This is a genomic window from Idiomarina sp. OXR-189, assembly GCF_034373425.1.
GTDB lineage: Bacteria > Pseudomonadota > Gammaproteobacteria > Enterobacterales > Alteromonadaceae > Idiomarina > Idiomarina zobellii.
In genome coordinates this window covers 1,313,248-1,340,242 of the sequence record NZ_CP139706.1, presented here as the reverse complement: position 1 = coordinate 1,340,242, position 26,995 = coordinate 1,313,248, and the positions used below count along the sequence as shown (strand labels likewise).

The window sequence follows — 26,995 nt, the reverse complement described above, 5'->3', positions numbered from 1 at the left end:
TGAAACAATGTCCATTAATTATTCGCGGCAAGCTCCTCGCCGTTAATAAAATCCATCGCTACGAGCAATGCCTGATCAAGGTAAGGGTCGACCTCCGTCACTTCCTCAGGAGCATCTTCGATGTCTTCAACTGGCTCCATTCCCGCTCGTTTTAATCGAGCATTGACTCTTTCAAGCTGGCGAGCTTTTTGCTCATCTTCTTTTTTCTTGCGCTCTTCTGAATTAAGACTGACCCAGGTTTTGTCTTTTTCCAGGCGATACCGCTCAATATCTTCAAAGATGAACTCAAATTCCGGCGCTTTTTCAATGCGTTTATTTAAACGTGTTTGCAGCACTTCAATTTCTGAGTCATCAACTCTATTGACAGGCTTAAAGTCTGCTTTTTTAATTTTGTCCCACGGTAGCGCATTATCTTCTTTGCTTTCGCCCCATTCTGATGGCTCCACATACGAAGGAAATACGATATCAGGCTGAACACCTTTCAGCTGCGTACTACCACCGTCAATACGGTAAAACTTAGCGATGGTGTACTGTACACTGCCCAGAGGCTCATCAAAAAAGTCGAAACGACGCGCTAACCCACGGTGCTGCTGAACAGTGCCTTTACCAAAGGTATTTTCACCCAGAATAAGCGCACGTTCATAATCTTGCATCGCCGCTGCGAATATTTCGGAAGCTGACGCGCTGTAACGGTCAACCATGACAAACAGAGGTCCGGAGTAAAATACTTTACCGTCTTTATCTTCACTCACATCAACGCGACCACGACCGTCACTTACCTGCACGACAGGGCCTTTATCGATGAACAAACCGGTTAACCCAATAGCTTCTGTCAGGGCACCACCGCCGTTACCACGTAAATCGATGATAAGACCTTCCACATTTTCAGACTGAAGGTCTTTAATCAGCTTTTGAACGTCAGCCGTCAGGTTGTTATAGAAACCGGGTATTTCAATAACGCCCATTTTCTGGCCTTCATAAACGCCTTCTTCAATGGTTTTCACTTCTGCTTTAGCGGCTCTGTCTTCCAGTTTAACTTTGTCACGAGTAACCTTAACAACACTTGGCGTGCCGCCTGCCCCTTGGCTGGACTTAAGCACCTGAAGGCGCACAGTGGTGCCTTTCGGGCCTTTTATTAGCTCAACAACGTCGTCCAGACGCATGCCAATAATGTCAACAAATTCTTCTTTATCTTCGCCCTCGCCCTGACCAACCGCGATAATTTTATCTTCGGGCGATAATTTACCTGTTTTATCAGCCGGACCGCCAGGAACCAGGCTACGAATAACGGTGTAGTCATACTCTGACTGCAAAACAGCACCAATACCTTCAAGCTCTAAATTCATGTTCTGTTTAAAGCGCTCAGAATTCGAGGGCGATAAGTAGCTGGTGTGCGGCTCCACAGAGCGAGCAAAAGCATTCATTAGCGTCTGAAATACATCTTCACTCTTAGACTTCGTTAAACGGTTAAGTGCACTATTGTACCGCTTACCCAGGGTTTCAACGATTTCAGGCCACTCTTTACCGGCAAGCTTCAAATTAAGCGCATCATATTTAACGCGGCTTTGCCAAAGTTCATTGAGCTCTTCTTCCGTTTTAGCCCACTCAGCATCTTCGCGATCGTAATAATACTTATCGCCTTGTGCCGAGAAGTCCATTGGCTTTTCGTCATCGAGTAAAGACAACGCGTAAGTATACCGGTCAAATCGACGTTTCAGACTACTTTGGTAAATGTCGTAGGCGACATCGAGGTCACCGCTTTTCAGCATGTCATCGAATAAGTGTTTATATTCAGAGGCACTTTCAACATCTTCTTTCAGCAAAAACATTTTGCTGTAATCGATCATCTCGAAGTAGCGGTCGTAAATTTGCTCAGACAACTCGTTATCCAGCGTCATTCCGCTAAAGTGATAACGAGTGAAATAGGATGTAATGCGTTCACTGGCTGTATCGTGCTGAGACTCTTGCTCTAATTCCGGCAACTCATCGACACTATGTTTTGGAGGGATAGCGTAAGCTGCAGGTACTGCGACAGCCAACGCCAATAAATAACTTTTTACAGCCAAGTGTTTCATTCAATGCTCCTAAGCGCGCAAAAATATCTTATCAGCTTTCACTTTCATGCTGAGACCATTTGCCAACTGAACCTGAACATCACTTTTGTCCAATTCAGTAATGGTTCCCGTCATGGGTTGGTTTCCAGCTTTTACCTGTACCTGTTGACCTACAGAAAGCTTGCTAAGTTCCGCTTCTTCCAGTTTAAGCTCTGGTTTTGGCTTTTTCTTAGCGGTTTTAGGCTTACTAGGTTTGCTCGCCTCAGGCTTTTTCTTTTTCGCCGGCGCTTTAGGCTTGGCAGCATTTTTTTCTTTCGCTTTTTGCGCTGCTTTCGCTTTAGATTCTTTTAATGACTCTTGAGCGTGTTCCTGATGCTCTTCAGTGACCTTATCGGCTTCGTTACCGTCAAGATCGACTCGAGCTTCACCGGCTTTAATACTGTAAAGGTAACGCCAGCTATTTGTGTAGTGACGAAGCGCTGTTCTTAAGCGTGTCTTGCTGACTTTTTCATCGTCTTCTAAGCGTTTAGCCAAATCTTCAAAAATGCCGATTTTTAGAGGCTTGGCATCACCTTTTAACGAAAAGCAGTTAGGAAACTGTTCTGCTAGATAGGCAATAACGTCTTTGCTTTTCGTTAGTTTTTCCGGTTCACTCATTCTGTTCTTCTTCCTGTTCTCGAACGTCGTCCATTAGGTTTTGAACGTATTCGTCCATTTCGTCAAATGATAATTCTAAAAGAGCCGGTTCCTCTATCCAATCGAACAAAGTTCGACGAACCATCTCTTCAAGCTGTTCTGTTGTATCGTCTTCAGTTCTCAATGCGTTAATGTGATGCAACATTTCGTTAATTTGATCAGACGCTTCCTCAGCGTAATCCTCAAAAAATATAGCGTCTTCACGCGTCACCAAATAACTATGAATATCGAATTCTGCAAACATTAACATTATTTCGACCAGTTCAGCGTGCTACAGAAGTCAGCTATTTTTTGAAAGCCTTCTGCATCTTCATTGTCAAAACGACCAATAGAAGGGCTATCAATATCAAGAACAGCGACGGTTGTGCCGTTCACAACTATAGGTGCCACAATTTCACTATTTGATGCTGAATCGCAAGCTATATGGCCTTCAAACTCATGCACGTTTTTAACACACTGCGTTTCTTGGGACTGTGCACCAACACCACAAACACCTTTTCCAAACGGGATTCTTACGCACGCCACTTTGCCCTGAAATGGTCCTAAAACAAGCTCATTATCGGAGTCGGTTAGGTAAAACCCAAGCCAGTTTATGTCATCGACAGTGTCGTACAACAAGGCAGAAATGTTGGCTAGATTAGCTATTAGGTTAGGCTCGCCTTCTGTAATAGCTTGAGACTGGCGTAAAAGGTCGGAATACAACTTAGCTTTCATAGTAGTTTCAACTTAGTTATCGAGCTTGAAACGGGCTATTGAACCCGTGTCATTGTCGGAGCGGAACTGATCTTTTAATTCCCGCTTAGACTTAGAAATAATATTGCCGTCCGGACCCACCGTATACGCCTCGTCAGAGTTACCGAACCGAGCTTGGTACGCCATAACCAACTGCAGCGAATTTTCTCGTTGCTCGTCGGTTAGTTTGTTGCCGTCAGGCCACCGGCCAGTCTCAACAGATTGAACCAAGCGTTCATACACCTCAGGCGTCATGCTATTAATTAAGTCATCGAACTGCATGGGTTACCGTTTCTTTTTCAGGAACATCAACTGAACTCGGTTTATAACAAACCATATTAAGCCAACAACAATACCGCCAATAGCGATATTATAGCCCCATGACTGAGGTTGTGGTTGTTGCATAAACAAATAGGTAAAAGCGGCTATTGCAATAATTAAGGCCAACATTGAGCGAGAAACCAGCTTATCTGATTTTTCCTGGTTCAAGCGGCGCCGTTCGCGCTGAATGTCTTCTTTGCTCTGCCCCGCCAAAACAAATTGGCAATGTGGGCATTCACGAGCCTTTGATGAAATTCGTTTATTGCAAGATGGGCATTTCGTTAACGCCATAATTTTATAACCTACCTCTTATGCAGTCCTTGCAATATAAGGCTTTTGCGCTGAATTTCAAGCATAGTGAATAAGAAAATAAAAAACGGCCAGCAAGAACTGGCCGTTTTAACTGACTCAAAAGAATTTATTTTTTCTTGTCAGCGTCACCAAAGTCTTTCCAATAAGACTTAACAGTCGACTTCATTTCTTTATGAAGCAATAACATACCCAGCAAGTTAGGTAGCGTCATCAGTACAATAGCAACTGCCGACGCCGTCCAAACCAGTGTGGTATCTGCGAAAGACGCCCAGAAGAAGCCAGCAACATACAGGATACGGTATGGCATAACGCCCTTTTGCCCGACTAGATAGACAACCGCCCTGTCACCATAGTAAGACCAGGCAATAGCTGTCGAAAACGCGAACATCAGTAGCGTTAATGGAATAATATATTGTCCGTAATCGCCGAAGTAGCCGTTAGCGAAGGCTAATGAAGTCAACGCAGCGGAGTGCACCAATGACTTACCAACCACTTCGATGTCTTCTTTTATTAAGTTACCGTTCTTAATCTCAACGGTACCGTTATAGGCATCCTCGTCGGCAATAATAAAACGAACATCTTCAGCTACTGAACGGGCATGCAAAATAGTAATTTCACCACCTGTTTGCGCTTCACCATCAACCACTTCCAGCTTACCGGAGTAACGCTCAATTTCAGTATCACTGAAGCCGTTCAAGTACTTATAAAGCTCTTCACGGTCGTCAGTATCAACGTCATTGTACTGACCAACAATAAAGTCGAGGTCACTGCGAGCAAAGTTATTCTCATGCTTCTCCGTCCACACACCAGAAGAGAGAATAACCAAACCGGTTAAAGTACAAATTAAAATGGTGTCCAGGAAAGGCTCGAGAATCGATACCAAACCTTCAGCAACCGGATCTTTCGCTTTCGCAGAGGCGTGAGCAATTGGCGCAGAACCCTGACCCGCTTCGTTCGAGAACAAGCCACGGTTAACCCCTCGGTTAAAGGCGTACGCGAAGCTTGCCCCTAAGAAGCCACCGGCAGCCGCTGAGCCAGTAAAGGCATCTCTGAAAATAGAGACGAATGACTCACCAATGTTATCAATATTGAAGAAGATAACGCTTAAAGAGCCGATAACATAAAGAATACCCATAATAGGAACTATCTTTGAAGTTACCGCTGCAATACGTTTAATACCGCCAATGATAACCATCGCCAACAGTATCGACAAAATAGCCCCGGTCCAGACAGGATCAATCTCGAAAGTCTGCTCCATCGACTGAGCAATGTTATTAATTTGCGGCATATTGCCCGTACCGAAAGAACTAACAATAGTGGCAATAGCAAAAATAACGGCTAGCCATTTCATGTTAAGGCGGCGATCCATGTAATACATAGGGCCACCAGCCATAGTGCCGTCTTCGGTTTTAACACGGTATTTATGCGATAAGGTCACCTCGACAAACTTGGTGGTCATACCCAAGAATGCCGTCATCCACATCCAGAAAATAGCGGCTGGGCCACCTAAGAATATAGCCAGTGCAACCCCACCGATGTTACCGGTACCTACTGTACCGGACAGGGCTGTCGACAAAGCCTGGAAGTGACTGGTGTCGCCTTGCGAGTCTTTGCGGTCAAATTTACCGGCTAGAACGCGCCATGCGTGTCTGAAGTAACGAACTTGTGGGAAACCAAGGTATAACGTAAAAAACAGACCCACACCCAGCAGAATGAATGGGAAATAGGCTGCAGAGCCTAAGAACCCATCAATCCATAATAGAAAATTATTGAGCGCTTCCAAGGAAGACCCCCTCTTGTTGTTATTATTGTTAATTCACTCTAGTTTTAACGCAATTTTGGCGATACTGCCAATATTGCGGTTAATACGTCTTCACCTAAACGCTGCGAACGTGGCGCAGACCAGCCAAAATCCTCATCTGGTAAGTCGGCATTGTCTTTAAATGGCATTTCCAGCGTATACGAAAGACACTTAAACTTCTCGCCCACGGCTGAATTGGCAACTGTCATATTAGCCTGGCCTGGTTCATCAAGGTCATAACCATACTTGGTCTGGAACTCTGGTGTCGCCGTTAATAAAGCAGCTTTAAAAGTGTTTTCCAAGTCCTTATGACGCTCATCGTATGACGGAATGCCTTCACAACCGGCGACGAAATTATATGGCAAGGCTTCATCACCATGCACATCTAAAAACATATCGACGCCGGTTTGCTCCATACGTTTTAAAACGTAGAAAACTTCCGGGCTTTTTTCCAAGCTTGGTTCCGCCCATTCGCGGTTCAAGTTAGTGCCTACCGCGTTGGTACGCAAATGCCCACGAACGCTGCCGTCTGGGTTCATATTAGGAACAACATAAAAGACATTATTGTCGAGCAGCTTACGAGCTACACCGTCTTCATCATCTAATAAGCGACCTAAAAAGCCTTCCATGAACCACTCAGCCATAGACTCGCCCGGGTGCTGACGCGCAGTAACCCAAATGGTGTTTTTGTGCTCTGCCGGTTCGCCAATCACCAATAAGTTAAGCTCGCGACCGTCAATGGTTTCGCCGAGTAATTCGTGATAGCAGTCTACTGACTGCTGAGCCGACTGAATTAAGTCCTGATGGCGCTCATAAGAGTACGGCACGAAATAGGCGTAATAGACACTTTCCTGCTCTGGTGTGTGGCGAATGGTCAGTTCTTTACCGTTGTATTCTGTCGGGACACGGAACCATGTTTCGCGATCATAAGACGCTAATGCTTCATAACCGTCCCAACCGTCTGGATAAGCCGAGCCCGATGCATTTTCAATGACCATGACGTGTTCAGTACCGGCTTCACCAAAAAGTTTAAAGTGAAACCACTGATAAAACTCGGATTGGTTGTCTTTATTTATTGCGAGTCGGATATTGTCGGCGCTGTCAGCGCTAATAACCTGAATGTTGCCACTATCAAAGTTAGCAGAAATACGCATAATTCACCCTTTATTAAGCAATTCTGTTGTAACAAAAAAAGCGCCCGGCGGGCGCTCTTTTAACGTTATTTAGGCAGGTTCGGAACCTTAAGTCCCGCCATAGCTTCTGCTACACGAACAACCTGACAGCTATAACCAAACTCGTTGTCATACCAAACGTACAATACAGCACGATCTTCATCGACAATAGTTGCTTGTGAGTCAACAACACCCGCGTGGCGCGAACCGACTAAGTCAGAGGACACAATTTCAGTTGATGCGGTGTAGTCTATTTGGTTAACCAACTCAGAATGCAAAGCAGTGTCACGCAAGAAGTCGTTTAACTCATCGCGAGACGTCGTCTTTTCTAAGTTCAGGTTCATGATAGCCATCGACACGTTCGGCGTTGGAACACGAATTGCGTTACCAGTAAGCTTACCAGCCATTTCCGGTAATGCTTTAGCGACCGCTTTTGCTGCACCTGTTGAGGTAATAACCATGTTTAACGGAGCTGAGCGCCCACGGCGGTCTGCTTTGTGGTAGTTATCAATCAGGTTTTGGTCGTTGGTGTACGAGTGCACGGTTTCAACGTGACCGTTGCGAATACCGTATTTGTCATTAACGGCTTTCAATACAGGCGTAATTGCGTTGGTTGTACAGCTTGCCGCTGAAACGATCGCATCACTGTCTTCAATATCGCTGTCATTAACACCAAATACGATGTTCTTGATGTCACCTTTTGAGGGGGCTGTCAGCAAGACTTTGTTTACCCCTTTCGACTTTAAGTGCAGACCAAGGCCAGCTTCGTCTTTCCAAATACCCGTATTATCGATAACAATCGCGTTGTTGATACCGTACTGGGTATAATCGACTTGATCCGGACCATCAGAGTAAATCACTTTGATGTTGGTACCGTTTGCTTTAATGCTTTGGTTTTCGTGGTCAACGGTAATAGAACCGTTAAACTGACCGTGGATAGAGTCACGGCGCAACAAACTTGCACGCTTTTCTAAGTCGCCATCGCGTCCGCCGCGAACAACTATCGCTCTTAAGCGCATTTTGTTGTTAGCACCATTACGTTCTATAAGCTGGCGAGCCAGTAAACGACCAATACGACCAAAGCCATAAAGCACAACATCACGCGGCTCAATATCGTCTTCTCTGTCAATAATGTCAGTCAGTTCGCGCTTAACATAGTCTTTAATTGACAAGTCATCGCTTTTGCCGCCAAACAGGTAACCATAAGCTAACTTACCTAAATCAACGCGTGCTGGAGACAGTTTCAACTCAGCCATTGCTTCCAGGAATGGGAAGCTTTCACGCAAGCGAACTTTCTGGCCTTCGTAACGGCGAATTAAACGGTGAGACTTGATAATGTTGATAGTTGAAACGTTCAAAAGAGAACGTCCGTAAACAAGAATTTCAACACCAAAGTTACGGTAAAGCTTGCCGAGAATCGGCTGCATTTGTTCGGCGTATTCCTGGCGTTCTTGCCAGCTTGCTAGAGTTGGATCTTGCTGGTTAGCATTCATATTGAGCCCTGTCCTCTGTACTTAATGTTCAGTGAGCGTGTTCAGTAAGCAAATAAAGTGCTACGCTTAAAAATCCGCAGTATTGTACTGAAAAGGTCGGCATGAAGCCAACTTTAAGAGAAAATCAGCTTTTAGTGATATCGTAAACGGGTGATTATGTTTAAAAAATACGCAGTTTTTATTGCCTTGCTTCCCTTGGCGGGATGTTATGACAGCGCTCCGACAGTTAGGGAAATTTGTCAGGGTACTCCATCAATGTGCAGTGACTTAAATGATGACAACTGGTGTAACTCCGAACGCCGTCAACTTATATTCAGTCGTTACGATGTCAGTCAGAACAAAACTCCCGAAAACCAATACTATTTGATGCAGGACCTGCAGGAATACAGCAAATGCATTGAGCTGGCGTCGACTATCGAACATAAAAAGCTGAAACAAAAACAGTCAAACCGTATTGAAGCTTACATTAACTCGCAGAAAAATATAAAAGCGCTGGCAAAAGAAACCGAAAATTCTGAGCACCCTCTTTGGCTTTACTGGCATTGGTCTAATCAAGGAGATACAAACGCACTTGATAAGCTGTTGGCAATGGAAGGCTCTAAGCGTATGCAGACACCCGAGCTGCAACTCGCTCTGGCTACCTATTACACCAAGCAAGACTCAGAAAAAACATTCAAGCTGCTTTACAACGCCCTACGCCTATATAAAGAAGGTGATCGCATTAACCCCGAAATACCTTCGACGTTAGTCTCTATGTACCTTAAAGAAGGCAAAGCTGAAAAAGCCTATGTTTGGTCACAAGTTGCCTGGCAGCTTGGCCAGGACAACCTGGATAAAAACAGCATGAAAAATATCGTCACCGCATCAGAAGATGAATACGATGACTGGGACGATCAGGCGGAAGATATTGTCGACCAAATCAAGGATGGTCAGTTTAAAGGCCGTTACTCATCTTCATAATGCATAGCCACTGAATTGATGCAGTAACGCTGCCCGGTTTCTGTAGGGCCATCATCAAATAGATGGCCTAAATGACCATCGCAGCGGCTGCATAACACTTCAATGCGTACCATGCCATGACTCATGTCTTTTTCGTAACGTACGGCACCATCAATAGCAGCGTCGAAACTGGGCCAGCCACAATGTGAATCAAATTGGGTGTCGCCTTTAAATATAGGCTGACCACAACCGGCACAGCGATAGACACCGTGTTTATCCGCCACCAAATATTCACCCGTAAAAGGTCTTTCCGTCCCTTTTTCTCTTAAAACATAATAGGTCTCGTCGGACAGCTGTTCTCGCCATTCAGCGTCCGATAGTTTTTTCCAGTCTTTATCTGCCATTGAACAATTTCCCACCCTTAAAGAGTTGTGACTTTATTGTCATACTACTGATATAAAGCCTATGTTAAACTGAGTATTACTAATAAATTGCTGGAGTTAAGCATGCTTCGACGCACCAAAATTGTTACAACCCTCGGCCCTGCCACAGACTCAAAAGACACCTTACGAGCCCTCATTGAAGCGGGTGCCAACGTAGTTCGTCTCAACTTCTCGCACGGCAGCGCTGACGATCATATTAAACGAGCCTCTATGGTGCGCGACATTGCTAAAGAATTAAATGCCCACGTTGCCATACTTGGTGACCTGCAAGGCCCGAAAATTCGTATTGCACGTTTTAAAAATGACTACGTTGAATTAAACGCAGGTGATCAGTTTACTCTGGATGCGGAAATGGCGAAAGACGCCGGTGACGAACACGCTGTGGGACTTGATTATAAACAGCTACCACAAGATGTGAAGCCTGGCGACATTCTTTTGCTGGACGATGGTCGGCTGCAGTTAAAAGTAACTGATATTGAAGGCACCAAGGTGCATACGGTTGTCACTATTGGTGGCACGCTATCAAACAATAAAGGCATTAACCGCCAAGGTGGCGGCCTCTCTGCCGCTGCCCTAACGGAAAAAGATCATGAAGACATAAAAACCGCCGCTAAAATTGGTGTTGATTATTTAGCTGTATCTTTCCCCCGTAGTGGTGATGATATCAACCAGGCCCGACACTTGCTGCGTGATGCCGGTGGCAAGGGCTTGCTTTGTGCCAAAATAGAACGTGCAGAAGCCGTCGCCAGCGAACATGCCTTAGACGACATTATTCGAGCGTCAGATGCTGTTATGGTTGCCCGCGGTGACTTAGGTGTAGAAATTGGCGATGCTCAGCTTGTTGGTAAACAAAAGCTTATTATCTCTCGCGCTCGTCAGTTAAACCGCGTTGTTATTACTGCAACGCAAATGATGGAGTCGATGATAGAGAACCCAATGCCAACTCGAGCGGAGGTCATGGACGTCGCCAACGCAGTGCTCGATGGCACTGACGCGGTGATGTTGTCGGCTGAAACAGCTGCTGGTAAGCATCCTATTGCCACCGTAAAGGCCATGGCTGATATTTGTCTGGGCGCAGAAACGCACCCCTCAGCGAAGCTCGATCATAAAGATCTGGAAGAGGTTTTTTCCAGCATTACTGAAGCGACTGCCATGTCAGCAATGTATGCAGCTACGCATTTAAGTGGGGTTGCCGCTATTGTTGCACTAACAGAGTCTGGCTTTACGGCTAAACTCATGTCGCGTATTACCTCACACTTGCCAATTTTCTCGCTGTCTCGTCATGCGGAAAGTCGCAACAAGTCAGCTATGTACCGTGGTGTGTACCCTATTAATTTTGACTCAACAAAAACCAGCAACCCTATTTTAGAAGCCATAGACGTGCTGAAAACCAAAGGCCACTTGAAAACCGGTGACTTAGTGATTCTCACACACGGTGATGTTATGGAAACGGTTGGTTCAAGCAACACCTGTAAAATTATCGAAGTCCGTTAATCGTTAAAGTCTTCCATAATACTATCAAGAAGGTCGATGTATTCGTCGGCCTTCTCTACTGCCGCTTCTCGTTGGTTGTCAGACAAGCTCAAATACATATTCCATAAAAACGTATTTCTTGTGTTACTGCTTTGCTCTATCTTTTCCTGAAGCGCTTCGGTTCGCAGTTGCTTAGGGTCTTGTATCAGAGCTGTCAGCTTATTGGTATCGGTTGGCTCTGCCAGTAGTATGGTTTCAAATTCTGTAAGCCATTGTGCCCGGTAATTCAGCCAATCTTCCTGTATAGAAGGGCTTTTCGCAACCCAGTCACGCAGTAACTTATCTTGCTGCTCTGTCAGGTCACCAATAATATCTTCCAAGTCACTTTCAACTTCATTAACCCGCTCAAGCTGTCGCAAAATAGGGTTTTCAGACTGTTTCTCTTCAAATTTTTCGAAACGCTCTTGTTGTTTCTCTTCTATTCTTTCAAACAGTTGCTGCTTTTGTTTAACCGTCAAGTCGTTAATTAACGCGGTTTCTTTTGACACTCTGTTCAACACGCTCTGCCAAAAGTCCAGTAAAGTCTCTTCAAAAGCGACAATATCGGCTTTTTCAAGCGTTTGGTTATGCACCTTTTCACGTAAGTTAAAGAGCGCTTCGCGATACTCGGGTATTTGAGTCTGGGCATGCCATAAATGAAGCTCATCCACTTTTTTTGCAAGCGTCGCTTCTTGTTGGTCATTGAGGTCAACGTACTCTTTTACCCGCCATTCAACTAGCGTATCTGCGAACTGGTAGCCGATATTCGCTGTGCAGCCCGACAGCACCAGTAGAGTTAGTAAAGCGAAGCCCAGAATGCGCATAGTGGTAGCCTTTTACTGACCTAAAATCAGCTGTTTAATTTTGTCTTTATAACTGCGACTGACTTTCAGCTGCTGTCCATTTTTTAACTGTAAATGGTATTCGCCATTTTGCTGATTACACAGTTTCTCGACTTGGTTAACATTGACAATAGCAGAGCGGTGTACACGCTGAAATAGCTGAGGGCTTAATTCTTTCTCAAGCTCTTTCATGGTACGCCGCAAAATAAAAGTATCATCGTTAGCATGGATGCACATATAGTCGCCTGCTGCATCAATCCATTTAATGTCCTTAATAGCCACCCGTGTAATTTCACCGCTGTCTTTAATCGCAATATGATCGGGGTACTGGTTTGTCGCTATATCACCACCTTCCGATAAGGTTTTCAGCAGATCTTCCGCATTCTGCCCTGTCACTTCAGCAACCAAACCCACCAACTTTTCATGTTGCTCGGTATCGAAACTGCTGTTTTCAGCAATAACTCGTTCGACACACTCTTTCAGTCGGTCGTCATCGACCGGCTTCAGCAAATAGTCTAACGCCCTTACTTCAAAGGCTTTTATCGCATATTCATCATAAGCCGTAACAAAAACAACGGTCGGCAATTCGCCACCCTGCTCTTTGACAGCTTTTAAGACCTCGAAGCCATTCAGTCCGGGCATTTGTATATCCAGAAACACTAAATCCGGCTTTTCTTCGACGATAACATCGACAGCCGTGCGACTGTTTGGGCACTCCGGCATAAGCTGAAGCTCTTCAAAAGCTTCCAGACGCACTGACAAGCCCTTTCGTGCTAAAGGTTCGTCATCAACAACGAGCGTTTTTAAGCGCTGACTCATACTTTCTCCAGTGTTTCAAAAGGTATAACAATGGTGACACAAAGACCTGAGCCTTCGTTCTTACTCATGTTAAATATAAAGTGCTTACCGTACAGTGACTGTAAACGTTGCTGAGTGTTATTAAGACCAACGCCTTCTTTCCTGAACAGTTTATTAGGGTCAGATTCCAATTGGGGCCCGTTATCACAGATGGTTATTTCTAAATCATCGTTTACTTTTTTCGATTGAATACTTATTTTACCCACCCCTTCGACCTGCGCAATGGCGTACTTAATCGAGTTTTCAATAAGCGGCTGGCAGATTAAACTGGGAACCAATGCCTGCTTAGTTTCTTCCTCGAGATTTATAGTCACTTCTAGTTGCTCATCAAAGCGCACCTTTTCAATGTCCAAATACAACAGCAGCGCATCAATCTCTTTTTCCAGCGGTACTTTTTTAATCGGATCGTTATCCAGTGAGAACCTTAAGAATCGACTCAACTTATTAACCATCTTATTGGCCTTGTCTGAGTCTTTTATCAAAATAAGTGTTGATATCGCATTAAGTGTATTAAACAGAAAGTGCGGGTTGAGCTGGTAACGCAGCATTTTTAATTGCGCCTGGTGGGCCATAGACGAGGCCAACAGCGCTTTCTGCTTTTCTTCCTGCAGCATTTGGTAGTATTTAATACCAAAATACAGCCCGCTCCAGCTTAAAATAATATAAAACTTCGCCAGGCTGTTTTTTAAATAAAAGAATGGGCTGTCCGGTCTGAATCCAAATTTATAAATTTCCCAGTAAGTCGCATTATCAATAATGGCCCAAAGCACCGAAATAACATAAGACGCAACGATAGCAATAAGCACCATAAGCGGTGGTGCCATCTCCCATATTCGCCGGTAGAAATAGCGCAACGGAACCGTCAGAAGAAAGCCAGCATACGCGCCAAGAATAATAATAAGCGTGTAAATATCACGCATTTCATGCATGAGTGAGCCAATGTAGTTCACTAACGCGTAGCCAATCCAACCGCCGGCTTGTAACAACCAGAAGAACCGGTTTCTATTTTCCATCAGCATTTGCCACTGATTCAACAAATGCTTCATGCGCTTCCTGACGCCTCCAGTTTAGACAACTCTTCAATATCGACTAAGCTTCCGGAGAACAACGCATTCACTTCGTCTTTCTGGTTGCCTAAAAACTGTAAACCTAATTCATAGTGGTCGTTTCGTTTAACCTGACGAACAATGGCTTTTAACGTCACTTTACGGTTATTTTTTTGCTCTATGACTAGGTCGACTTTACTGCCGTTTTCCCACAAGATCTTGTCATTACTCTCTGGTAGCTCATGTTTAACCCGGCAGCCGGTTTCCGACACATCCAGAACATGACCTTTGAGGGAAACCTTATCTCCTTCGGTAGACTGACCTTCAAGAACCATTGGTAAGAAGGCATCAAACCGCCGCCCTTTACGAATTACGCGGTATTCCACCTCATTTGGCCAACGGATGAACAGCATTTTTGTCGGGTGAGAAACAATGTAGTTAATGTCGCTTCGAAAAGCGCAAATTTCACCGTTCCCTGCTTCTAACACAAACCGTACTACGACAGGAATCGCTTCCTCGATATACTCCCGTAAATCACTGTATTTTCGTGCATCGGGCATATTTAGAATAAGCCAGCGATCTTTTAAGGCACCGATAAACTCAGTAAAAAACCGTGCGGGCACGTTTGAATTAGTCAGTTGTACTTCAATTCTTTGTCCGGGAACCAGTTCGGTGATTTTTTTGGTGCTCATACGGGTCTCGCGCTAGCTATCTGTATGCTACTATGATCGCTAGATGTCAGTCAGTGTCAAGCAAAGGAGACGCTCTTGATCGCTTACGATATAACACCTATCGATTTACATGGTCACCTATTCGAAGTCATTCTGACCATCGATACTCCCGAGCCAGAGCAGGAGCTGTGGTTACCTAACTGGATTCCGGGCAGTTATCTCATACGCGACTTCTCTAGGCATATTATCGGATTGTATGCCGAAGCTAACGGTGAAGCGGTAGCAATAAAGCAAGTAAGCAAAAACCGCTGGCGGCTGAATACAGCTGAAAAAACAGTCACTGTTAGGTATCAAGTCTACGCGTGGGACTTGTCTGTTCGCTCTGCCTATTTAGACCAATTGCAAGGGTTCTTTAACAACACCAGTTTATGTCTTGCTGTTGCTGGCCGAGAAGACGAAGCTTGCCAATTAACATTGCACGCACCAGTCGATGCGCTTGAATGGAAAGTGGCGACTGGCATGCCCCGCTTAACCGGCCAACCTCATTCCTGGGGAACCTTCGAGGCAGAAAACTACGACGCCCTTATCGACTATCCGTTCTTAATGGGCGACCTGGTCATTGAAGAATTTATTGCCCACGGAATTAAGCACTCATTGGTGTTAAGCGGGCGTCACTTTGCCGACACCTCAAAAATCTGTGCCGATTTGGCGCGTATTTGTGAAACTCAGATATCAATGTTTGGAGAAGCTCCATTTAAGTCCTACACCTTTCTGACTATGGTTGTTGGTGAAGGCTTTGGCGGGCTCGAGCACCGTAACTCAACCGCCCTTCTGTGCAGTCGTAAAAGTCTAATTGGCGAGCATGACCATGGTATTAATGAAGACTACCAAACCTTCTTGAGCCTTTGTTGCCATGAGTATTTCCACAGCTGGAATGTGAAAACATTAAAACCTAAAGCGTTTATTCCTTATCAACTGGATAAAGAAAGCTATACCGAACAACTGTGGTTTTATGAGGGCATGACCTCCTATTTCGACGACTATCTACTACATGCCGGAGGCATTGTCAGCGCCGAGCAATACTTAAAAGTTCTGTCAGAAACCTTAGCTCGGGTTGAGCGTGGCGCCGGTCAGTACCAACAAAGCGTGACAGAGTCGAGCTATCTGGCCTGGACTAAGTTTTATCAGCAAAATGAGAATGCGCCGAACAGTATTGTCAGCTACTACTCAAAAGGCGCGCTTATTGCGCTTAGTCTGGATTTAATACTGCGTTTGCAAAGCAACCATTCGCTGACATTGGCTCATGTCATGAAAAAGCTTTGGCATGAGTTCGGGAAAACCGGTTTAGGAACGGCAGATGACACCGTCCTTAACATTTTGGACAGCTATTCAGGCGTTGATATTGCAGACTTTTTACGAGAGCAACTGTACGCCAAGCAAAGCCTGCCGTTAGAAAGTTTATTGAATCAGTTTGGGCTAGAAGTTACGCGTTCAGTACCCGCGGATGACAACTCACTGAAAGCTGCTGATGAGCCTGCTCCAGTCAATTTAGGCGCAAAGTACAAAGCCTCTTCTGCTGGGTTGGAGCTGTTAAGTGTTTACCATGACGAAACAGCTTACAACGCTGGTTTGTCAGCGTCAGACCGTATTATTGCGATTGATCACTTGCAAGTGACCGATGCAAACGTGAAGTCTGTCTTGTCACGTTATCGCCCTGGTCAGAAAGTTACCGTGCATGCATTTCGACGTGACGAGCTATTAACCTTAGATTTAATTTGGGAGGAGCCAACCCCGGCATGCTGGCAGCTCTCGATTAAAGACGCTGCCAAATTGAATGGATGGCTTACCGTAGAAAGTTAGTCTTCGTAAAGCTGGGGAAGTAATGCCGGATCTAACCGGGTATTTCCCCAGTTAACCCGCCAATCTAAATGAGGCCCCGTAGCACGGCCTGTAGCGCCAACTTCTCCTATTACCTCACCCTGCTTTACTGTATCGCCAGTTTCCACGTGCAACTTGCTGAGGTGCAAATAGGTGGTGTTTACCTTGTAGCCGTGCTCAATAATGATAGTGCCGCCTGAGTAAAATAAGTCAGGCTCCGCCAAAACCACTTTCCCGGTCCAGGGAGCTTTTACCGGTGTTCCTGTTGGCACAGCAATATCTTCTCCATAATGAGGGTTACGAGGCTCGCCATTAAAGATTCGTTGACTGCCATAAACCCCACTAATACGCCCTTCAGCAGGTTTCGCCACAGGCGTCAGGAAGTGCTTATTTTTAGACGCTTCTTGTCTTGCCAACCACACTTTTTCAGCTTCTTTTCGAGCTCGTTTAACCTGCTCCGGGTCTGGTGTCACTGTCTTTTGTGGTACACCATCGACACGGTCAATATCGTATTCCCGTTCACTTAGTTTAATGGTTTTAGTGCGGGTCTCTCCGTTGGCCGATACACTGAGCTCATGTTCAAGTTCTGCTTTGCGACCGAACCCAAAAACAAAGTAACCATTGTCGGTCACTTCCACCGCTTCACCATTTAGCGTCACTTCAGCTCCAGCGACCGTTTTACCTAAATGCAACGCCCCTTGTGTAAAAGGCCCTTTAACTTCAAGAGGTACAGAGCTGTTGGCAAGCAGAGGGGCCGATACAAGCAGGCCTATCAACACGCCCATAAAACGAGACTTACGCATAAGCAATAGCTCCTTTACCAACGCCTTCATAAGCTCTGACTTCCACTGACTTGCCTGCGTACTCCTGCCCTATTGTCGAAGCCAGGTACTGCGCAATACATTCAACCGTCGAGTCACTTTCAATAACGTAGTTTTCGCTACGCGGCATAACCAATTCAAACAGTCCCTGAATTGAGGTGTAGCTGTAACCAATGTGAGTGTTTTCGTCTACGCCATTTGCAGCTTTCGACAGCGTCATTTCATTAAAAGTCGCGATATCGTCTTCGGTGCCAATATAAATGTCTTCCCATTTATCGCACCAACTTTTCTCAAGCGCTGGTTGGCGAATACCGTCAATAAATATCTGTAGCTTTGAGCGATGCCCATGGGCAATACGCTGACAGTTGCCATCGTGCTTTTTTAAACCGTGAGTGTAGTGATAATAAAAACCGTCAATTTGCTCAGGCCGTAAGGTAAGTTTCAGACCTTCAACGTTCACCGGTAGTTCTTGTTTTATCACCGCTTTGACATAATCAGTAACCGTCTCAATACTGACTACTTCGGCATCGATAAAGGCAAAAGAGTCTGACGGACAAAACAGGTGTATTGAACGGGAGTTGTCACGCTCAAAGTCGACCCAGTAAGAGCTGTCGTCTTCGTTATGAGTGACCTTAGTGTACGGATGGTCGCCAGGAACCAACAGCTTGTGATCGACCGAGTCATCAATAATGGCTTTCACTTGCTTTTTGACCTTACCAAAGTCAAGCACCATGGACTGTTCGTTCAGGTTACCATCAAGAACAATATCGACAATCCAACTCTCCCCCACAATGCCGCGTTGCGGGCAAAGGTAAGAGCAATCAATAACGGTAAGGTCGTTCACAAATAACTGCATATAAAAAGTGACTCTTTGCTGTTCTCTAAAATTTTACTCAGTATAACCCGAAAGCCCGGCTCAGATAAGCTCGATAAGTAAAAACCATTCCCAAAGTAACTTAGCAGACAACAATATAAGCGCCAGCCCCATGGCTCTGTCTACCCAATGGCTGTAACGCCAAACCCGTTTAAAAATAGCGGGCTGAGTTAGTAGCCAGGTTAAAAACAAAAACCAGGCGCCGGTTGCTATAACCAAATAAACCCCATAACCAAACTTAACTGAAAAAGGAGTTTCTGGTGCGATAATAGTCGTAAATAACGTCAGGAAAAACAGAGTTGCCTTAACGTTCAAACCGTTAGTGATAAAACCGACAATAAAAGCTTTGCGCTTTTTCGGCTTTATGGCCTCAAATTCGTCGCTGGACATTGTCGTTCGCGGCTTTGCTTTTATCGCTTGGGTACCAATAAACCCAAGATACAACGCGCCTACCACCAGCAAGGTCTGATACAACCAGGGAGTTTGGTGAATAATGAGTGCCACACCGACCAGCGAGTACGCAACGTGAATAATAATACCGGTAGCGATACCCAGCGCTACCCAGTAACCCGCTTTTCTGCCAAAGCTCAAGCTGTAGCGCGACACAACCGCAAAATCGGGGCCCGGACTTGCGACAGCAAACAAATGAATTAACGCAATAGTTAAAAACTCACTCCAGTACGACAACGTATTCCTTCCTTGTTTTCCAGTAACTTACCTGCGAGAATCAAAGTTACATTTTGTTAATTACAAATACCAAATAATTAATATGAAAAAAGCAAAGTTTCCTTCACTTAATGCACTTCGAGTCTTTGATGTTGCGGCCAGAAGCGGGTCTTTTAAGCAGGCTGCACAACAACTTGGAGTGACTCAGTCGGCCGTTACCCGTCAAATTCAAGCGCTTGAAGAGCAGCTCGACATGCGACTTTTCCAGCGTGATAACCGAGTACACTCATTAACACCGGTAGCGCTTGAGTTAGCCCCACAAATTGAACAAATATTTGATCAATTAGAGCGTGCTATAGAGCGTACCCGAAGTTTGAGTGATAACACAACAACTCAGCTGACCGTTGCTATAAGCTCTGAACGTTTCCGCTTTTGGTTAGCCGATAAGCTCGAGGACTTTCATGCCCTTTACCCGCATATACAATTAAACTTTACCCGCTGTGCTGACTACTTTGCCGGTGAACATGCCGCTGACATGGTCTCTGCCGTACAACATCAAAGTTGGGATATTGCTATTGGCTATGGTCAGATAAACGACAAACACTTGCAAAGTCAGCGTTTATCGAAAAATGATCTTGTTCCGGTATCGGCTATCTCAACCAATGACACGCCATATCACCAAAGCTGGATAATTAACCCAGATAATCCGGAACATACCAAATTGGCCGAAGCAAACCAGTCCAAACTTAAAAACCAGCGTATTATACATTGCGATGACTTTTACATGTCCCTGGACTTAGCTCAAACAGAAAAAGCCGTGACCTTAGTCGATAGCAGCCTGTTAACCGCTCAACTATCTCATTTAACGCCTTTCCGTGAGTATGCACAGCCAATTAAGTCGCCACTCTCGGTATTTTACAAAAAACGGAAGCGCCAGTCAGTTGCCCTAGTCGCTTTTATTAAGTGGTTACAATTAATTAACCAATAAGTCATTTACATACATTCATGGATGTATGTAAAATAAAGGCACTTTTAATCAACCATTAAGAGAGCGACATGTTAAGACGTATTTCGCTTCTAAGTGCCTTATTATTATCAAGTAGTTTAGCTTCAACCTCTACGCTGGCTGATGAAGTCAGTTTTACGGCTTCCTATTCAACCGATCAATTCCGTGGCGCTCGTGTGGCCTATCGCTTTACCGACATTCCTATAGAAATGCCAGGCTTTTTTGGTTCGCCTAAGCTTTATGTGGATATGGGGTTAAACCATTGGCAGGACTCGAATGATACATCTGACAACATTACGGCGTTTACAATAAGCCCTGTTGCTTCCTGGCATATAGCCGGCTCAGAGCGACCGCTTTATTTAGAAGCGGGTATTGGCGGCAGTTATTTCGATAAGACCAGCCTCGGTAACAGAAAGCTCTCAACCAAGTTTCAGTTTGAAGATCGTATCTCGTTGTCCTGGCAGTTCAGCAAAGACTCTGACGCTCGCATTGACTTTGGCTATACTCATTATTCTAATGCAGACATTAAGCGCCCTAACGACGGCCTCGATTTTTTCTGGCTTAGCTGGGTTCACCCTTTTTAACTAATAAAGGCTATTATGAGCAGCGATACACCTTCACGAGACAGAGTTTATCAAGTATCCAGTAACAGAGAGAGCGCCTCTCATAAACTCCGTTATGTTGAAGGCTCTGCGCCGGCTTCCGGCGAGTGCCGGCTGTGCGTCGGCTCGCTGGCACAAGCGGGTAAAAACGATGTACCTGTGACAGTACAAAGCGCAGCTTCTGACGATATTGCCCGGCTCGCTTTTTTTGAAAAGCAGCTTTATGACAACGACGCCTACTCCAGCTTGTTTTTTTACCAAGCCCTACGACAATGGCCTAGAGGTTTTTTAACCATAAAAAGTGACGAAAAAGTTGCCGGTTACAGCCTTATCGTGCCGCTCGATGGCAGCCGGGCAACCTTAATGTCTTTGCTTATTGGTAAAAGCTTTCAAGCTCAGGGGCTTGGCCGTATATTGTTGGAGCAGACTATTAAATCGGCGGCTAAAAGCAGTTGGAAAACACTGGAGCTCAGTGTGGCTCCGGACAATGCCGCTGCCATCAAATTATATAAACAAGCGGGCTTTTCAGTTATAGAAACCATTCAGGATTACTTAGGTCCGGGTGAAGATCGCCTAATTATGAGTCGTGCACTCTAACCGGATTTGGTGAGCTATGGCATCACTCGACTTATTTGCAAGCGAGAAACAGGAGGTTACACAGTTTAGTGAACGTGCCTACCTACTTCATGGCTATGTCGAACCTCAGGCAGATACTATTTTAAGCCACCTCAGGGACGTTATTAAACAGTCACCACTAAGACAGTTTGTGACGCCCGGGGGCGGTAAAATGTCAGTACGTACCAGCAGCTGCGGCGACTTTGGCTGGATAACCGACAAAAAGGGCTATCGCTACACAGACACAGACCCAATAACTGAGAAGCCCTGGCCGCCTATGCCCGAAACGCTAGAAACACTTGCTGAAAAGGCAGCGGCAAAGTGTGGATTTGAATCGTTTTCTCCCAATGCCTGCTTAATTAACGTTTACCATCCCGGCGCTGCTATGGGACTTCATCAGGACAAAGACGAGTCCGACTTTTCACAGCCTATTGTATCTTTCTCGTTTGGCTTACCCGTTACTTTTCTCTGGGGAGGCCTCAAACGAGGTGGCAGTCCACAAAAAGTGACGTTGCAACATGGTGACGTACTTGTCTGGGGCGGCCCCGATCGTCTTCGTTACCACGGCGTAAAAAAACTCGCTAACGGCCAACATCCACTCACCCGCAATGTCCGCGTGAACTTAACCTTCAGAGTAAGGTAAGGGTCGGTAAATGCCTGACATTAAGCCCATGCTTTGGCGTCTATTAGCCATTACCGGCAGTGTCTTACTGACACTTGTCCTGTTTATTGGCATTGGGCTATTAATCGGCCTGTCGATAGCTAACCGTGAATTGACAAAAGTCGGTGTCGAGGACTGGTCGATAAGCATCGGTTCGCTGTCCAAAGAGCGAGTGGTCATTGAACAGTTAAGTGTGACAGTGAACGAGTTACCGTCATCCTCCACGTCGAACTCAGCTGCCACACCGCTTACCATTAAAAAGCTACTAAACACGCCTGTACCAAGCTGGCTTCCTGAAACGGTTATTCTTAAAAACGTCACGCTGAAAGGCGAACTTTTTAAAAGGTATTCACCGCTTCAGGGGGAAGTAACATTAAACACAAAGCGCCCTAACCTCAGTTTAAGCCTTTCTCATCCTGAGGCACTCGCTATTCATCTCTCTCGCGACAACTCAATTTTATCGATCGATATAGAGCATAACCTTGGCCACTTCAACGCCAATTACGAGCTTATTAGTGGTGAATGGAGTATTGAAGGTTCAGCAAAGGTTCCAACCGAGCAACTTGCTCAAGCATCTGAGTTTGTAAAAAACGAACGCATTGCTCTATTGCTTAATGCCGAAGGCTCGTTTTCACCAGAAACCGAATTAGCCGATGCAGAAGGCCTCATTAACGCGACTTCCGGCAAATTCACCTTAAAATTACAGCAGCCTGTGAGTGTCGCTGCGTCAGGCGTTACATCGGTTGCTGACGGAAGTATGCTTTTCAACGTTAAAAGCGGCGTTATTGAAAACTATGACTTAAGTCTCAGTGGCAACCTGACACAGTGGCCAGCTCTGCCTTTAGAAATAAGCACGGTAAAGTGGCAACTTACCAGTCAGGACTCTTTAGCGCTTGAACCATTAAGCTATCAACAAATATTGAATAAAACAGCCTGGCCGGTTCAGCTGAGTGCAGCGCTTGACGGCAAAGACGTCTCTCGCGCTAGGGTAACTATGGCGGGTCACTTCGTTCAAAATGACGCTCAGTTTGTTCGGCTTGAACTCCCAAAAACTAATCTAAGTGCCGACAGAATTGTAGTACATAATATTGACGCCATAAGTCCACTCAAACTTAATACGTTAAGTGACTTAGCCTTAAACGCTGACATAACGCTCAAGAGCGATAAGCTGATGATTAGCTCAAAGCCCCCCTCTTCGTTTTTCGCCGAATCAGAATTTGCCAATGCTGACTTCTTAATTCCAACGTTCTTTGCAGAAATACCTTTTACCGCCCCCGAAACGGCAACAGCAAACCTGACAACGGAAGTTAATAATGTTGCGATAAAAGTAGCAGGCTTTCAGAGTTTAAAGCCTCAACTCTCGCATAATATCCATTACAAAAACGGCCGTGTTGACGCCGAAGGCACTATTGAATTAGCTCAGGGCGCGGCATTCAATCATAGCAGCACACTGACAGAAGATTTAAGATTGACCTCGAATATAGATATAAACATTCATGACTTAGCGCAAGCAGACTTACAGGCACAATTGTCACCGCTGATACAAGACACTCTCCCATTATTAACGCTAAACAAAGGCACCGCTACGGCGGGCTTTAGGCTGTCAGGCAATTTAGAAACAGGAAAATGGAGCATTGATGAAGGAGACGCAAACTTACAGTCCATCGATGCCATATATGACACAACGTCTGTGACCAACGCTAATTTGAACACTCAATTTAACGCGACTCCAGAGCGTTTGAGTTTTCAACAGGCAAGTTTATACCTCGGCAGTATCCAGCAAGGGTTTACTATTGGTCCTGTAGAAGCTGAGCTTGCCGGCGTCATTCCTTTCAAGAACCTGCGAAACAGTACAGTGCAGCTCAATAGCCATAGCATTAAAGCACTGGGAGGCTCGGTTAGAATATCAGAGCAAACTTATCAGTTTACCGACGAAATGCGTGTACCTATTGTCTTCGAGCGTATCAACCTCGGTGAACTCATGCGCCAGTACCCAAGTAACCGAATTGCGATAGAAGGCGAAATTTCGGGAACCATCCCCCTTGTTTGGGACTCTCAGCAGTTAACGGTGGAAAAAGGCTATTTAAGTGCTGTCGCACCTGGCGGGCATTTGCAGGTAGACTCTTCGGCGTTGCGTTCTGCCGTTGGTACAAACCCAAGTCTGAAAACACTTGCCAGCGTACTGGAGGACTTTTACTACCAAGAGCTGTCGAGTGTCGTTGGCTATGACAAGAACGGTGAGCTAACCTTAGAGTTACAGCTGAACGGATATAATCCAGCCGTTGAAAATGGTCGTAAGGTAAAATTAAACGTCACTTTAGAGGAAGACCTGCCTGCGCTCATTAAAGGCATACAGCTGAGTAATAGCGTGAGTGATGTTATTCGTAAACGGATCCAGCAACGGGTCAATTAATCAGAGGACGATATGAAACAATTGCTTGTCATTACAGCATCGGCGTTGCTCATGTCCGCCTGCACCCCTACGGTTCAGGTGGCAGCTCCGAAAGAGCCAATAACCATTAATTTGAACGTGAAAATTGAGCATGAAATTTACGTCAAAGTCGACAAAGCACTCGACGACGTTATTTCAGAGTCGAGCGGTTTATTTTAATTTTCAAAGGATTGTGACATGAAAAAACTAACGATTAGTGCGTTCGTCGCCCTACTTTCTATTTCAGGCATGAGCGTGCCAACAGCAAGTTACGCACAGGAAATAACCTTACAAGAAGCCATGGACGAGCTGTCATCAGCCAAAGATAAAGGCTGGGTTGGCGAGCAGCCTAATGGTTATTTAGGCGTTGTTAAGCCCTCTGCGCAGGCAAAGCAAATAGCAGAACAAATAAATGAAGCCAGACGTCAGGAATATGCCCGCATAGCAGAAGAAAACGACATTGCCGTTGCTGATGTTGAGCTACTGGCCGGCAAACGCGCCATTGAACGCACACAGCCAGGGCATTTTGTGAAGGTTGATGGTCAGTGGAAGAAGAAGCCTTAACAACGGTAGAACCTATAAAGTATAAGGAGTGCGTTGAAGAGGCGAGGAATTTTTTCCTCGCTTTTTACCTATTGAGCCCTACTATGCCAATACCCCGGCTTCCGCCTGTTATTCATAACCGCTATAACAAAGATGGAGTCACCTTTTACACTAAAGATGATGGAAAATGGGAACCTGTTGAGTACATAGCGCTTAAAACGAGAGTAAAAAGTAGGCCAAGCTTCTGGGTATTCAGATATGACTTTATAGGAGGCTTCCAACTCTGAGAAAAAGTCATCCCCCAAGCCCTTTTGCATGGCTTTCATACCAATGATACGCGGCACCAACTTCGTGAGCTACATTAGGGTGAAAGGTAAGAGGCTTCAATTACTTGCCTTTTACTTGCTCTTTAATTTCGGACCATGAAACGCCTTTTACTGCCCCGCTATTAAGTTGAGACAGTCGCTCTTCGGCCAGTTCTGCCCAAGCGCCATCGACATTATCATCTTGAGCTGTATCTAAAGAAGAGATCAAACAATGAGCAAGCTTAGCTTTGTCGTTGCCGGACAAATGCTTAGTGCTTTCAAGGATGTCTTTGATGTCCATAATGAAACGCCTTGTACCAATTAGATACAAAAGAGTTTAGCATCAAATTTATTTATTTTATACGGAATTGGTGCCCGGGGCCGGAGTTAAATTATCGCCCTAAGGTTATGATTTAATAATATAAATCAAAATAAATTCTTAAGTGTAGCACCGCATATAGCACCACGGATTATAAACCAAAAATGAAATGGTATACTTAATTGTCGTCACCGTTTGGTGGCGTTCTTGTTGCTGTCTTTTTTCGCCACTTACCATAGTTAGCCATTCGCTTCGCACCCGACTGCACTTTAGTCAATTTTGAGCGTTGGCCACTTGAGTTGCCTGGCTCACAATCCTCAACGCTTTCGCCATCCAAGTTAAGTTCACGGCTTTCCCTCACCTTTTCTTTTACCTCTTTAGTGATTGGGTTTGGGTCATCTACAGGCTCTACATCACCGTTATCATTCATCGACTCATCACACGATAAATCCTGAGAAACATTATCATTGCTACTGACCGCTTTGGACTCATCATGGTCCTCCGCTGCTTGGTCTTCCAAACCGTTTTCATCATCAGAAGCGTCACCCCCACCTGTAGTCATGTAATACCCAGAATTAAGTTTAGAGCGTTTAGATTTGATTGCGGTCAACCGAGACTTAAAGTCCTTAGACATATCGACTCTGACTTTGTCATTATCAATCTGCTGATACGCTTGGCTAACATCGATACTACTCTCTGCCAGGACAATGGCTTGCAAACGATTATGTACTAGCACGTCTAATAGCTCAGCCTCTAAATCGGCATTTAACTGTTTCAGCGTGGTCATCTCTGCTTCAAGCCGCGTGACTTTTTCTTGACGTTTATCAAGCTGCTTTTGCAGTCGGTCCTTTTCTCTTTGATGTTTATCGCCAAGTCTCATTTGGGTTAGCTCATCACCACGGTCATTGTAACGCTTTAGCGACTTGCGAAGCTCGCTGTCGTGCTGCTGTATCGTACGCGCCTCTTCAATCAGCCTGGTTATAACCTCAGACATTGAGCCAGCGCCGTAGGCTTCAGATTTATAGAGCGTCTCTAAGCTCTTTCGCTGTTTGGCATTCAACTTAACAGGGAAGTACTCTCTTGCCTTACTTTTCCGGTTGTACCAAGCACGCTTTACGTCTTTGGTTATTTCCCTTAAGTCACCCTCTCCAACGTTTTGTCGGTACAGCTCAACAAGCTCTGCGACTGACTGTTGTTTGAGCTCAGCAGCTGGTCGATGATCACGTATTACTGGTATCAGGTGGTCCTTTGCCAGGTCCTCTCTTTCGCTCTTCTCTTTCTTATTTTTTTGGCACCAAAAAGCCAACTCTTCAGGCTTTCTTCCTTTAACCATCTAGTTTTCCTTTCTATATCTTTAATATATAAACTAATTTATCAACGGA

At 45.1% G+C, this 26,995-nt stretch carries 29 protein-coding genes; 10 read left to right on the top strand and 19 right to left on the bottom strand.

What is annotated here, in order from left to right; genetic code table 11:
* Nucleotides 1-14: 14 nt before the first annotated feature.
* From prc to UM402_RS06635, 9 genes are all read right to left on the bottom strand, one after another.
* Nucleotides 15-2,075, bottom strand: a complete 2,061-nt coding sequence (gene prc / locus UM402_RS06675; protein WP_058579189.1) for a carboxy terminal-processing peptidase — start codon at nucleotides 2,073-2,075, stop codon at nucleotides 15-17.
* 9 nt (nucleotides 2,076-2,084) lie between these two features.
* Nucleotides 2,085-2,711, bottom strand: a complete 627-nt coding sequence (gene proQ, locus UM402_RS06670; protein ID WP_053953630.1) for an RNA chaperone ProQ — start codon at nucleotides 2,709-2,711, stop codon at nucleotides 2,085-2,087.
* Complete coding sequence (locus UM402_RS06665; RefSeq protein ID WP_273269847.1) at nucleotides 2,704-3,000, bottom strand: hypothetical protein; 297 nt, start codon at nucleotides 2,998-3,000, stop codon at nucleotides 2,704-2,706. The genes proQ and UM402_RS06665 overlap by 8 nt, the downstream gene beginning before the upstream one ends.
* Nucleotides 3,000-3,464, bottom strand: a complete 465-nt coding sequence (locus UM402_RS06660; protein WP_058579190.1) for a GAF domain-containing protein — start codon at nucleotides 3,462-3,464, stop codon at nucleotides 3,000-3,002. Before UM402_RS06660 ends, UM402_RS06665 begins: the two co-directional genes overlap by 1 nt.
* 12 nt (nucleotides 3,465-3,476) lie before the next feature.
* Nucleotides 3,477-3,764 carry a YeaC family protein gene (locus tag UM402_RS06655; protein ID WP_053953628.1) on the bottom strand — a complete coding sequence of 96 codons (288 nt, stop codon included), beginning with the start codon at nucleotides 3,762-3,764 and terminating at the stop codon, nucleotides 3,477-3,479.
* Nucleotides 3,765-3,767: 3 nt separating this feature from the next.
* On the bottom strand, nucleotides 3,768-4,094 hold the full coding sequence (locus UM402_RS06650) for a zinc ribbon domain-containing protein (protein WP_053953627.1): 327 nt from the start codon (nucleotides 4,092-4,094) through the stop codon (nucleotides 3,768-3,770).
* A gap of 127 nt (nucleotides 4,095-4,221) precedes the next feature.
* Nucleotides 4,222-5,898 carry an alanine/glycine:cation symporter family protein gene (locus tag UM402_RS06645; protein WP_058579191.1) on the bottom strand — a complete coding sequence of 559 codons (1,677 nt, stop codon included), beginning with the start codon at nucleotides 5,896-5,898 and terminating at the stop codon, nucleotides 4,222-4,224.
* Nucleotides 5,899-5,942: 44 nt separating this feature from the next.
* Entirely contained in the window at nucleotides 5,943-7,070 is a 1,128-nt protein-coding gene (locus UM402_RS06640) for a M14-type cytosolic carboxypeptidase (protein ID WP_053953625.1), read from the bottom strand.
* 65 nt (nucleotides 7,071-7,135) lie between these two features.
* Nucleotides 7,136-8,581: a glyceraldehyde-3-phosphate dehydrogenase gene (locus UM402_RS06635; protein ID WP_053953624.1), complete on the bottom strand. Its 1,446-nt coding sequence runs from the start codon at nucleotides 8,579-8,581 to the stop codon at nucleotides 7,136-7,138.
* Between the two features lie 156 nt (nucleotides 8,582-8,737).
* Here UM402_RS06635 and UM402_RS06630 point away from each other — a divergent pair, with 156 nt between their 5' ends.
* Entirely contained in the window at nucleotides 8,738-9,541 is an 804-nt protein-coding gene (locus UM402_RS06630) for a DUF2989 domain-containing protein (RefSeq protein ID WP_053953623.1), read from the top strand.
* Here UM402_RS06630 and msrB read toward each other — a convergent pair.
* Nucleotides 9,526-9,924: a peptide-methionine (R)-S-oxide reductase MsrB gene (msrB, locus tag UM402_RS06625; RefSeq protein ID WP_053953622.1), complete on the bottom strand. Its 399-nt coding sequence runs from the start codon at nucleotides 9,922-9,924 to the stop codon at nucleotides 9,526-9,528. The two genes, UM402_RS06630 and msrB, sit on opposite strands and share 16 nt — an antisense overlap.
* A 102-nt stretch (nucleotides 9,925-10,026) precedes the next feature.
* Between msrB and pyk the strand changes: the two genes are divergently transcribed.
* Nucleotides 10,027-11,457, top strand: coding sequence for a pyruvate kinase (gene pyk / locus UM402_RS06620; RefSeq protein ID WP_058579192.1), 1,431 nt, complete (start codon nucleotides 10,027-10,029; stop codon nucleotides 11,455-11,457).
* Here pyk and UM402_RS06615 read toward each other — a convergent pair.
* Genes UM402_RS06615 through UM402_RS06600 form a run of 4 tightly spaced genes read right to left on the bottom strand, consistent with a single transcriptional unit; the run spans nucleotide 11,454 to nucleotide 14,913 of the window.
* On the bottom strand, nucleotides 11,454-12,299 hold the full coding sequence (locus UM402_RS06615; RefSeq protein ID WP_058579193.1) for a DUF6279 family lipoprotein: 846 nt from the start codon (nucleotides 12,297-12,299) through the stop codon (nucleotides 11,454-11,456). The genes pyk and UM402_RS06615 overlap by 4 nt on opposite strands.
* A 12-nt stretch (nucleotides 12,300-12,311) precedes the next feature.
* Nucleotides 12,312-13,136 (bottom strand): LytR/AlgR family response regulator transcription factor, encoded by an 825-nt coding sequence (locus tag UM402_RS06610; RefSeq protein ID WP_058579194.1) that lies wholly within the window; start codon nucleotides 13,134-13,136, stop codon nucleotides 12,312-12,314.
* A complete protein-coding gene (locus UM402_RS06605) occupies nucleotides 13,133-14,221 on the bottom strand; it encodes a sensor histidine kinase (RefSeq protein ID WP_053953618.1) in 1,089 nt (362 codons plus the stop codon). The genes UM402_RS06610 and UM402_RS06605 overlap by 4 nt, the downstream gene beginning before the upstream one ends.
* Complete coding sequence (locus UM402_RS06600) at nucleotides 14,218-14,913, bottom strand: flagellar brake domain-containing protein (protein ID WP_058579195.1); 696 nt, start codon at nucleotides 14,911-14,913, stop codon at nucleotides 14,218-14,220. The genes UM402_RS06605 and UM402_RS06600 overlap by 4 nt, the downstream gene beginning before the upstream one ends.
* A gap of 75 nt (nucleotides 14,914-14,988) precedes the next feature.
* On the opposite strand from UM402_RS06600, the gene UM402_RS06595 reads away from it, so the two are divergent.
* A complete protein-coding gene (locus UM402_RS06595; protein ID WP_058579196.1) occupies nucleotides 14,989-16,752 on the top strand; it encodes a M61 family metallopeptidase in 1,764 nt (587 codons plus the stop codon).
* Here UM402_RS06595 and UM402_RS06590 read toward each other — a convergent pair.
* From UM402_RS06590 to UM402_RS06580, 3 genes are read right to left on the bottom strand one after another with little or no spacing between them, the layout of a single operon-like run.
* A complete protein-coding gene (locus UM402_RS06590) occupies nucleotides 16,749-17,573 on the bottom strand; it encodes a M23 family metallopeptidase (protein WP_058579197.1) in 825 nt (274 codons plus the stop codon). The genes UM402_RS06595 and UM402_RS06590 overlap by 4 nt on opposite strands.
* Nucleotides 17,566-18,447, bottom strand: coding sequence for a 6-carboxytetrahydropterin synthase (locus tag UM402_RS06585; protein WP_058579198.1), 882 nt, complete (start codon nucleotides 18,445-18,447; stop codon nucleotides 17,566-17,568). The genes UM402_RS06590 and UM402_RS06585 overlap by 8 nt, the downstream gene beginning before the upstream one ends.
* Before the next feature lie 60 nt (nucleotides 18,448-18,507).
* Nucleotides 18,508-19,152, bottom strand: a complete 645-nt coding sequence (locus UM402_RS06580; protein ID WP_053953613.1) for a LysE family translocator — start codon at nucleotides 19,150-19,152, stop codon at nucleotides 18,508-18,510.
* A gap of 82 nt (nucleotides 19,153-19,234) precedes the next feature.
* Here UM402_RS06580 and UM402_RS06575 point away from each other — a divergent pair, with 82 nt between their 5' ends.
* The 7 genes from UM402_RS06575 (at nucleotide 19,235) to UM402_RS06545 (ending at nucleotide 25,010) form a co-directional block, all read left to right on the top strand.
* Nucleotides 19,235-20,119, top strand: a complete 885-nt coding sequence (locus UM402_RS06575) for a LysR family transcriptional regulator (RefSeq protein ID WP_273268574.1) — start codon at nucleotides 19,235-19,237, stop codon at nucleotides 20,117-20,119.
* A gap of 68 nt (nucleotides 20,120-20,187) precedes the next feature.
* Complete coding sequence (locus UM402_RS06570) at nucleotides 20,188-20,721, top strand: acyloxyacyl hydrolase (RefSeq protein ID WP_058579200.1); 534 nt, start codon at nucleotides 20,188-20,190, stop codon at nucleotides 20,719-20,721.
* Between the two features lie 15 nt (nucleotides 20,722-20,736).
* The gene (locus UM402_RS06565) at nucleotides 20,737-21,336 is read left to right on the top strand and encodes a GNAT family N-acetyltransferase (protein WP_058579201.1); all 600 of its coding nucleotides are present in this window, start codon (nucleotides 20,737-20,739) and stop codon (nucleotides 21,334-21,336) included.
* 16 nt (nucleotides 21,337-21,352) lie between these two features.
* Nucleotides 21,353-21,997, top strand: a complete 645-nt coding sequence (alkB, locus tag UM402_RS06560; protein ID WP_058579202.1) for a DNA oxidative demethylase AlkB — start codon at nucleotides 21,353-21,355, stop codon at nucleotides 21,995-21,997.
* A gap of 10 nt (nucleotides 21,998-22,007) precedes the next feature.
* A complete protein-coding gene (locus tag UM402_RS06555) occupies nucleotides 22,008-24,428 on the top strand; it encodes a YdbH domain-containing protein (protein ID WP_058579203.1) in 2,421 nt (806 codons plus the stop codon).
* Between the two features lie 12 nt (nucleotides 24,429-24,440).
* A complete protein-coding gene (locus UM402_RS06550; protein ID WP_058579204.1) occupies nucleotides 24,441-24,626 on the top strand; it encodes a YnbE family lipoprotein in 186 nt (61 codons plus the stop codon).
* An 18-nt stretch (nucleotides 24,627-24,644) separates the two neighbouring features.
* Nucleotides 24,645-25,010 carry a YdbL family protein gene (locus tag UM402_RS06545; protein ID WP_058579205.1) on the top strand — a complete coding sequence of 122 codons (366 nt, stop codon included), beginning with the start codon at nucleotides 24,645-24,647 and terminating at the stop codon, nucleotides 25,008-25,010.
* A gap of 366 nt (nucleotides 25,011-25,376) precedes the next feature.
* On the opposite strand, the gene UM402_RS06540 is transcribed toward UM402_RS06545, so the two are convergent.
* Entirely contained in the window at nucleotides 25,377-25,595 is a 219-nt protein-coding gene (locus UM402_RS06540) for an addiction module protein (protein ID WP_058579207.1), read from the bottom strand.
* A 196-nt stretch (nucleotides 25,596-25,791) separates the two neighbouring features.
* Nucleotides 25,792-26,946 carry a hypothetical protein gene (locus UM402_RS06535; protein ID WP_322295268.1) on the bottom strand — a complete coding sequence of 385 codons (1,155 nt, stop codon included), beginning with the start codon at nucleotides 26,944-26,946 and terminating at the stop codon, nucleotides 25,792-25,794.
* Nucleotides 26,947-26,995 lie beyond the last annotated feature (49 nt).

Coding starts and splice junctions, on each gene's coding strand:
- prc (WP_058579189.1), bottom strand. CDS start 2,075: ATGAAACACTTGGCTGTAAAAAGTTATTTATTGGCGTTGGCTGTCGCA.
- proQ (WP_053953630.1), bottom strand. CDS start 2,711: ATGAGTGAACCGGAAAAACTAACGAAAAGCAAAGACGTTATTGCCTAT.
- UM402_RS06665 (WP_273269847.1), bottom strand. CDS start 3,000: ATGTTAATGTTTGCAGAATTCGATATTCATAGTTATTTGGTGACGCGT.
- UM402_RS06660 (WP_058579190.1), bottom strand. CDS start 3,464: ATGAAAGCTAAGTTGTATTCCGACCTTTTACGCCAGTCTCAAGCTATT.
- UM402_RS06655 (WP_053953628.1), bottom strand. CDS start 3,764: ATGCAGTTCGATGACTTAATTAATAGCATGACGCCTGAGGTGTATGAA.
- UM402_RS06650 (WP_053953627.1), bottom strand. CDS start 4,094: ATGGCGTTAACGAAATGCCCATCTTGCAATAAACGAATTTCATCAAAG.
- UM402_RS06640 (WP_053953625.1), bottom strand. CDS start 7,070: ATGCGTATTTCTGCTAACTTTGATAGTGGCAACATTCAGGTTATTAGC.
- UM402_RS06635 (WP_053953624.1), bottom strand. CDS start 8,581: ATGAATGCTAACCAGCAAGATCCAACTCTAGCAAGCTGGCAAGAACGC.
- UM402_RS06630 (WP_053953623.1), top strand. CDS start 8,738: ATGTTTAAAAAATACGCAGTTTTTATTGCCTTGCTTCCCTTGGCGGGA.
- msrB (WP_053953622.1), bottom strand. CDS start 9,924: ATGGCAGATAAAGACTGGAAAAAACTATCGGACGCTGAATGGCGAGAA.
- pyk (WP_058579192.1), top strand. CDS start 10,027: ATGCTTCGACGCACCAAAATTGTTACAACCCTCGGCCCTGCCACAGAC.
- UM402_RS06615 (WP_058579193.1), bottom strand. CDS start 12,299: ATGCGCATTCTGGGCTTCGCTTTACTAACTCTACTGGTGCTGTCGGGC.
- UM402_RS06610 (WP_058579194.1), bottom strand. CDS start 13,136: ATGAGTCAGCGCTTAAAAACGCTCGTTGTTGATGACGAACCTTTAGCA.
- UM402_RS06605 (WP_053953618.1), bottom strand. CDS start 14,221: ATGAAGCATTTGTTGAATCAGTGGCAAATGCTGATGGAAAATAGAAAC.
- UM402_RS06600 (WP_058579195.1), bottom strand. CDS start 14,913: ATGAGCACCAAAAAAATCACCGAACTGGTTCCCGGACAAAGAATTGAA.
- UM402_RS06590 (WP_058579197.1), bottom strand. CDS start 17,573: ATGCGTAAGTCTCGTTTTATGGGCGTGTTGATAGGCCTGCTTGTATCG.
- UM402_RS06585 (WP_058579198.1), bottom strand. CDS start 18,447: ATGCAGTTATTTGTGAACGACCTTACCGTTATTGATTGCTCTTACCTT.
- UM402_RS06575 (WP_273268574.1), top strand. CDS start 19,235: ATGAAAAAAGCAAAGTTTCCTTCACTTAATGCACTTCGAGTCTTTGAT.
- UM402_RS06570 (WP_058579200.1), top strand. CDS start 20,188: ATGTTAAGACGTATTTCGCTTCTAAGTGCCTTATTATTATCAAGTAGT.
- UM402_RS06565 (WP_058579201.1), top strand. CDS start 20,737: ATGAGCAGCGATACACCTTCACGAGACAGAGTTTATCAAGTATCCAGT.
- alkB (WP_058579202.1), top strand. CDS start 21,353: ATGGCATCACTCGACTTATTTGCAAGCGAGAAACAGGAGGTTACACAG.
- UM402_RS06555 (WP_058579203.1), top strand. CDS start 22,008: ATGCCTGACATTAAGCCCATGCTTTGGCGTCTATTAGCCATTACCGGC.
- UM402_RS06550 (WP_058579204.1), top strand. CDS start 24,441: ATGAAACAATTGCTTGTCATTACAGCATCGGCGTTGCTCATGTCCGCC.
- UM402_RS06545 (WP_058579205.1), top strand. CDS start 24,645: ATGAAAAAACTAACGATTAGTGCGTTCGTCGCCCTACTTTCTATTTCA.
- UM402_RS06540 (WP_058579207.1), bottom strand. CDS start 25,595: ATGGACATCAAAGACATCCTTGAAAGCACTAAGCATTTGTCCGGCAAC.
- UM402_RS06535 (WP_322295268.1), bottom strand. CDS start 26,946: ATGGTTAAAGGAAGAAAGCCTGAAGAGTTGGCTTTTTGGTGCCAAAAA.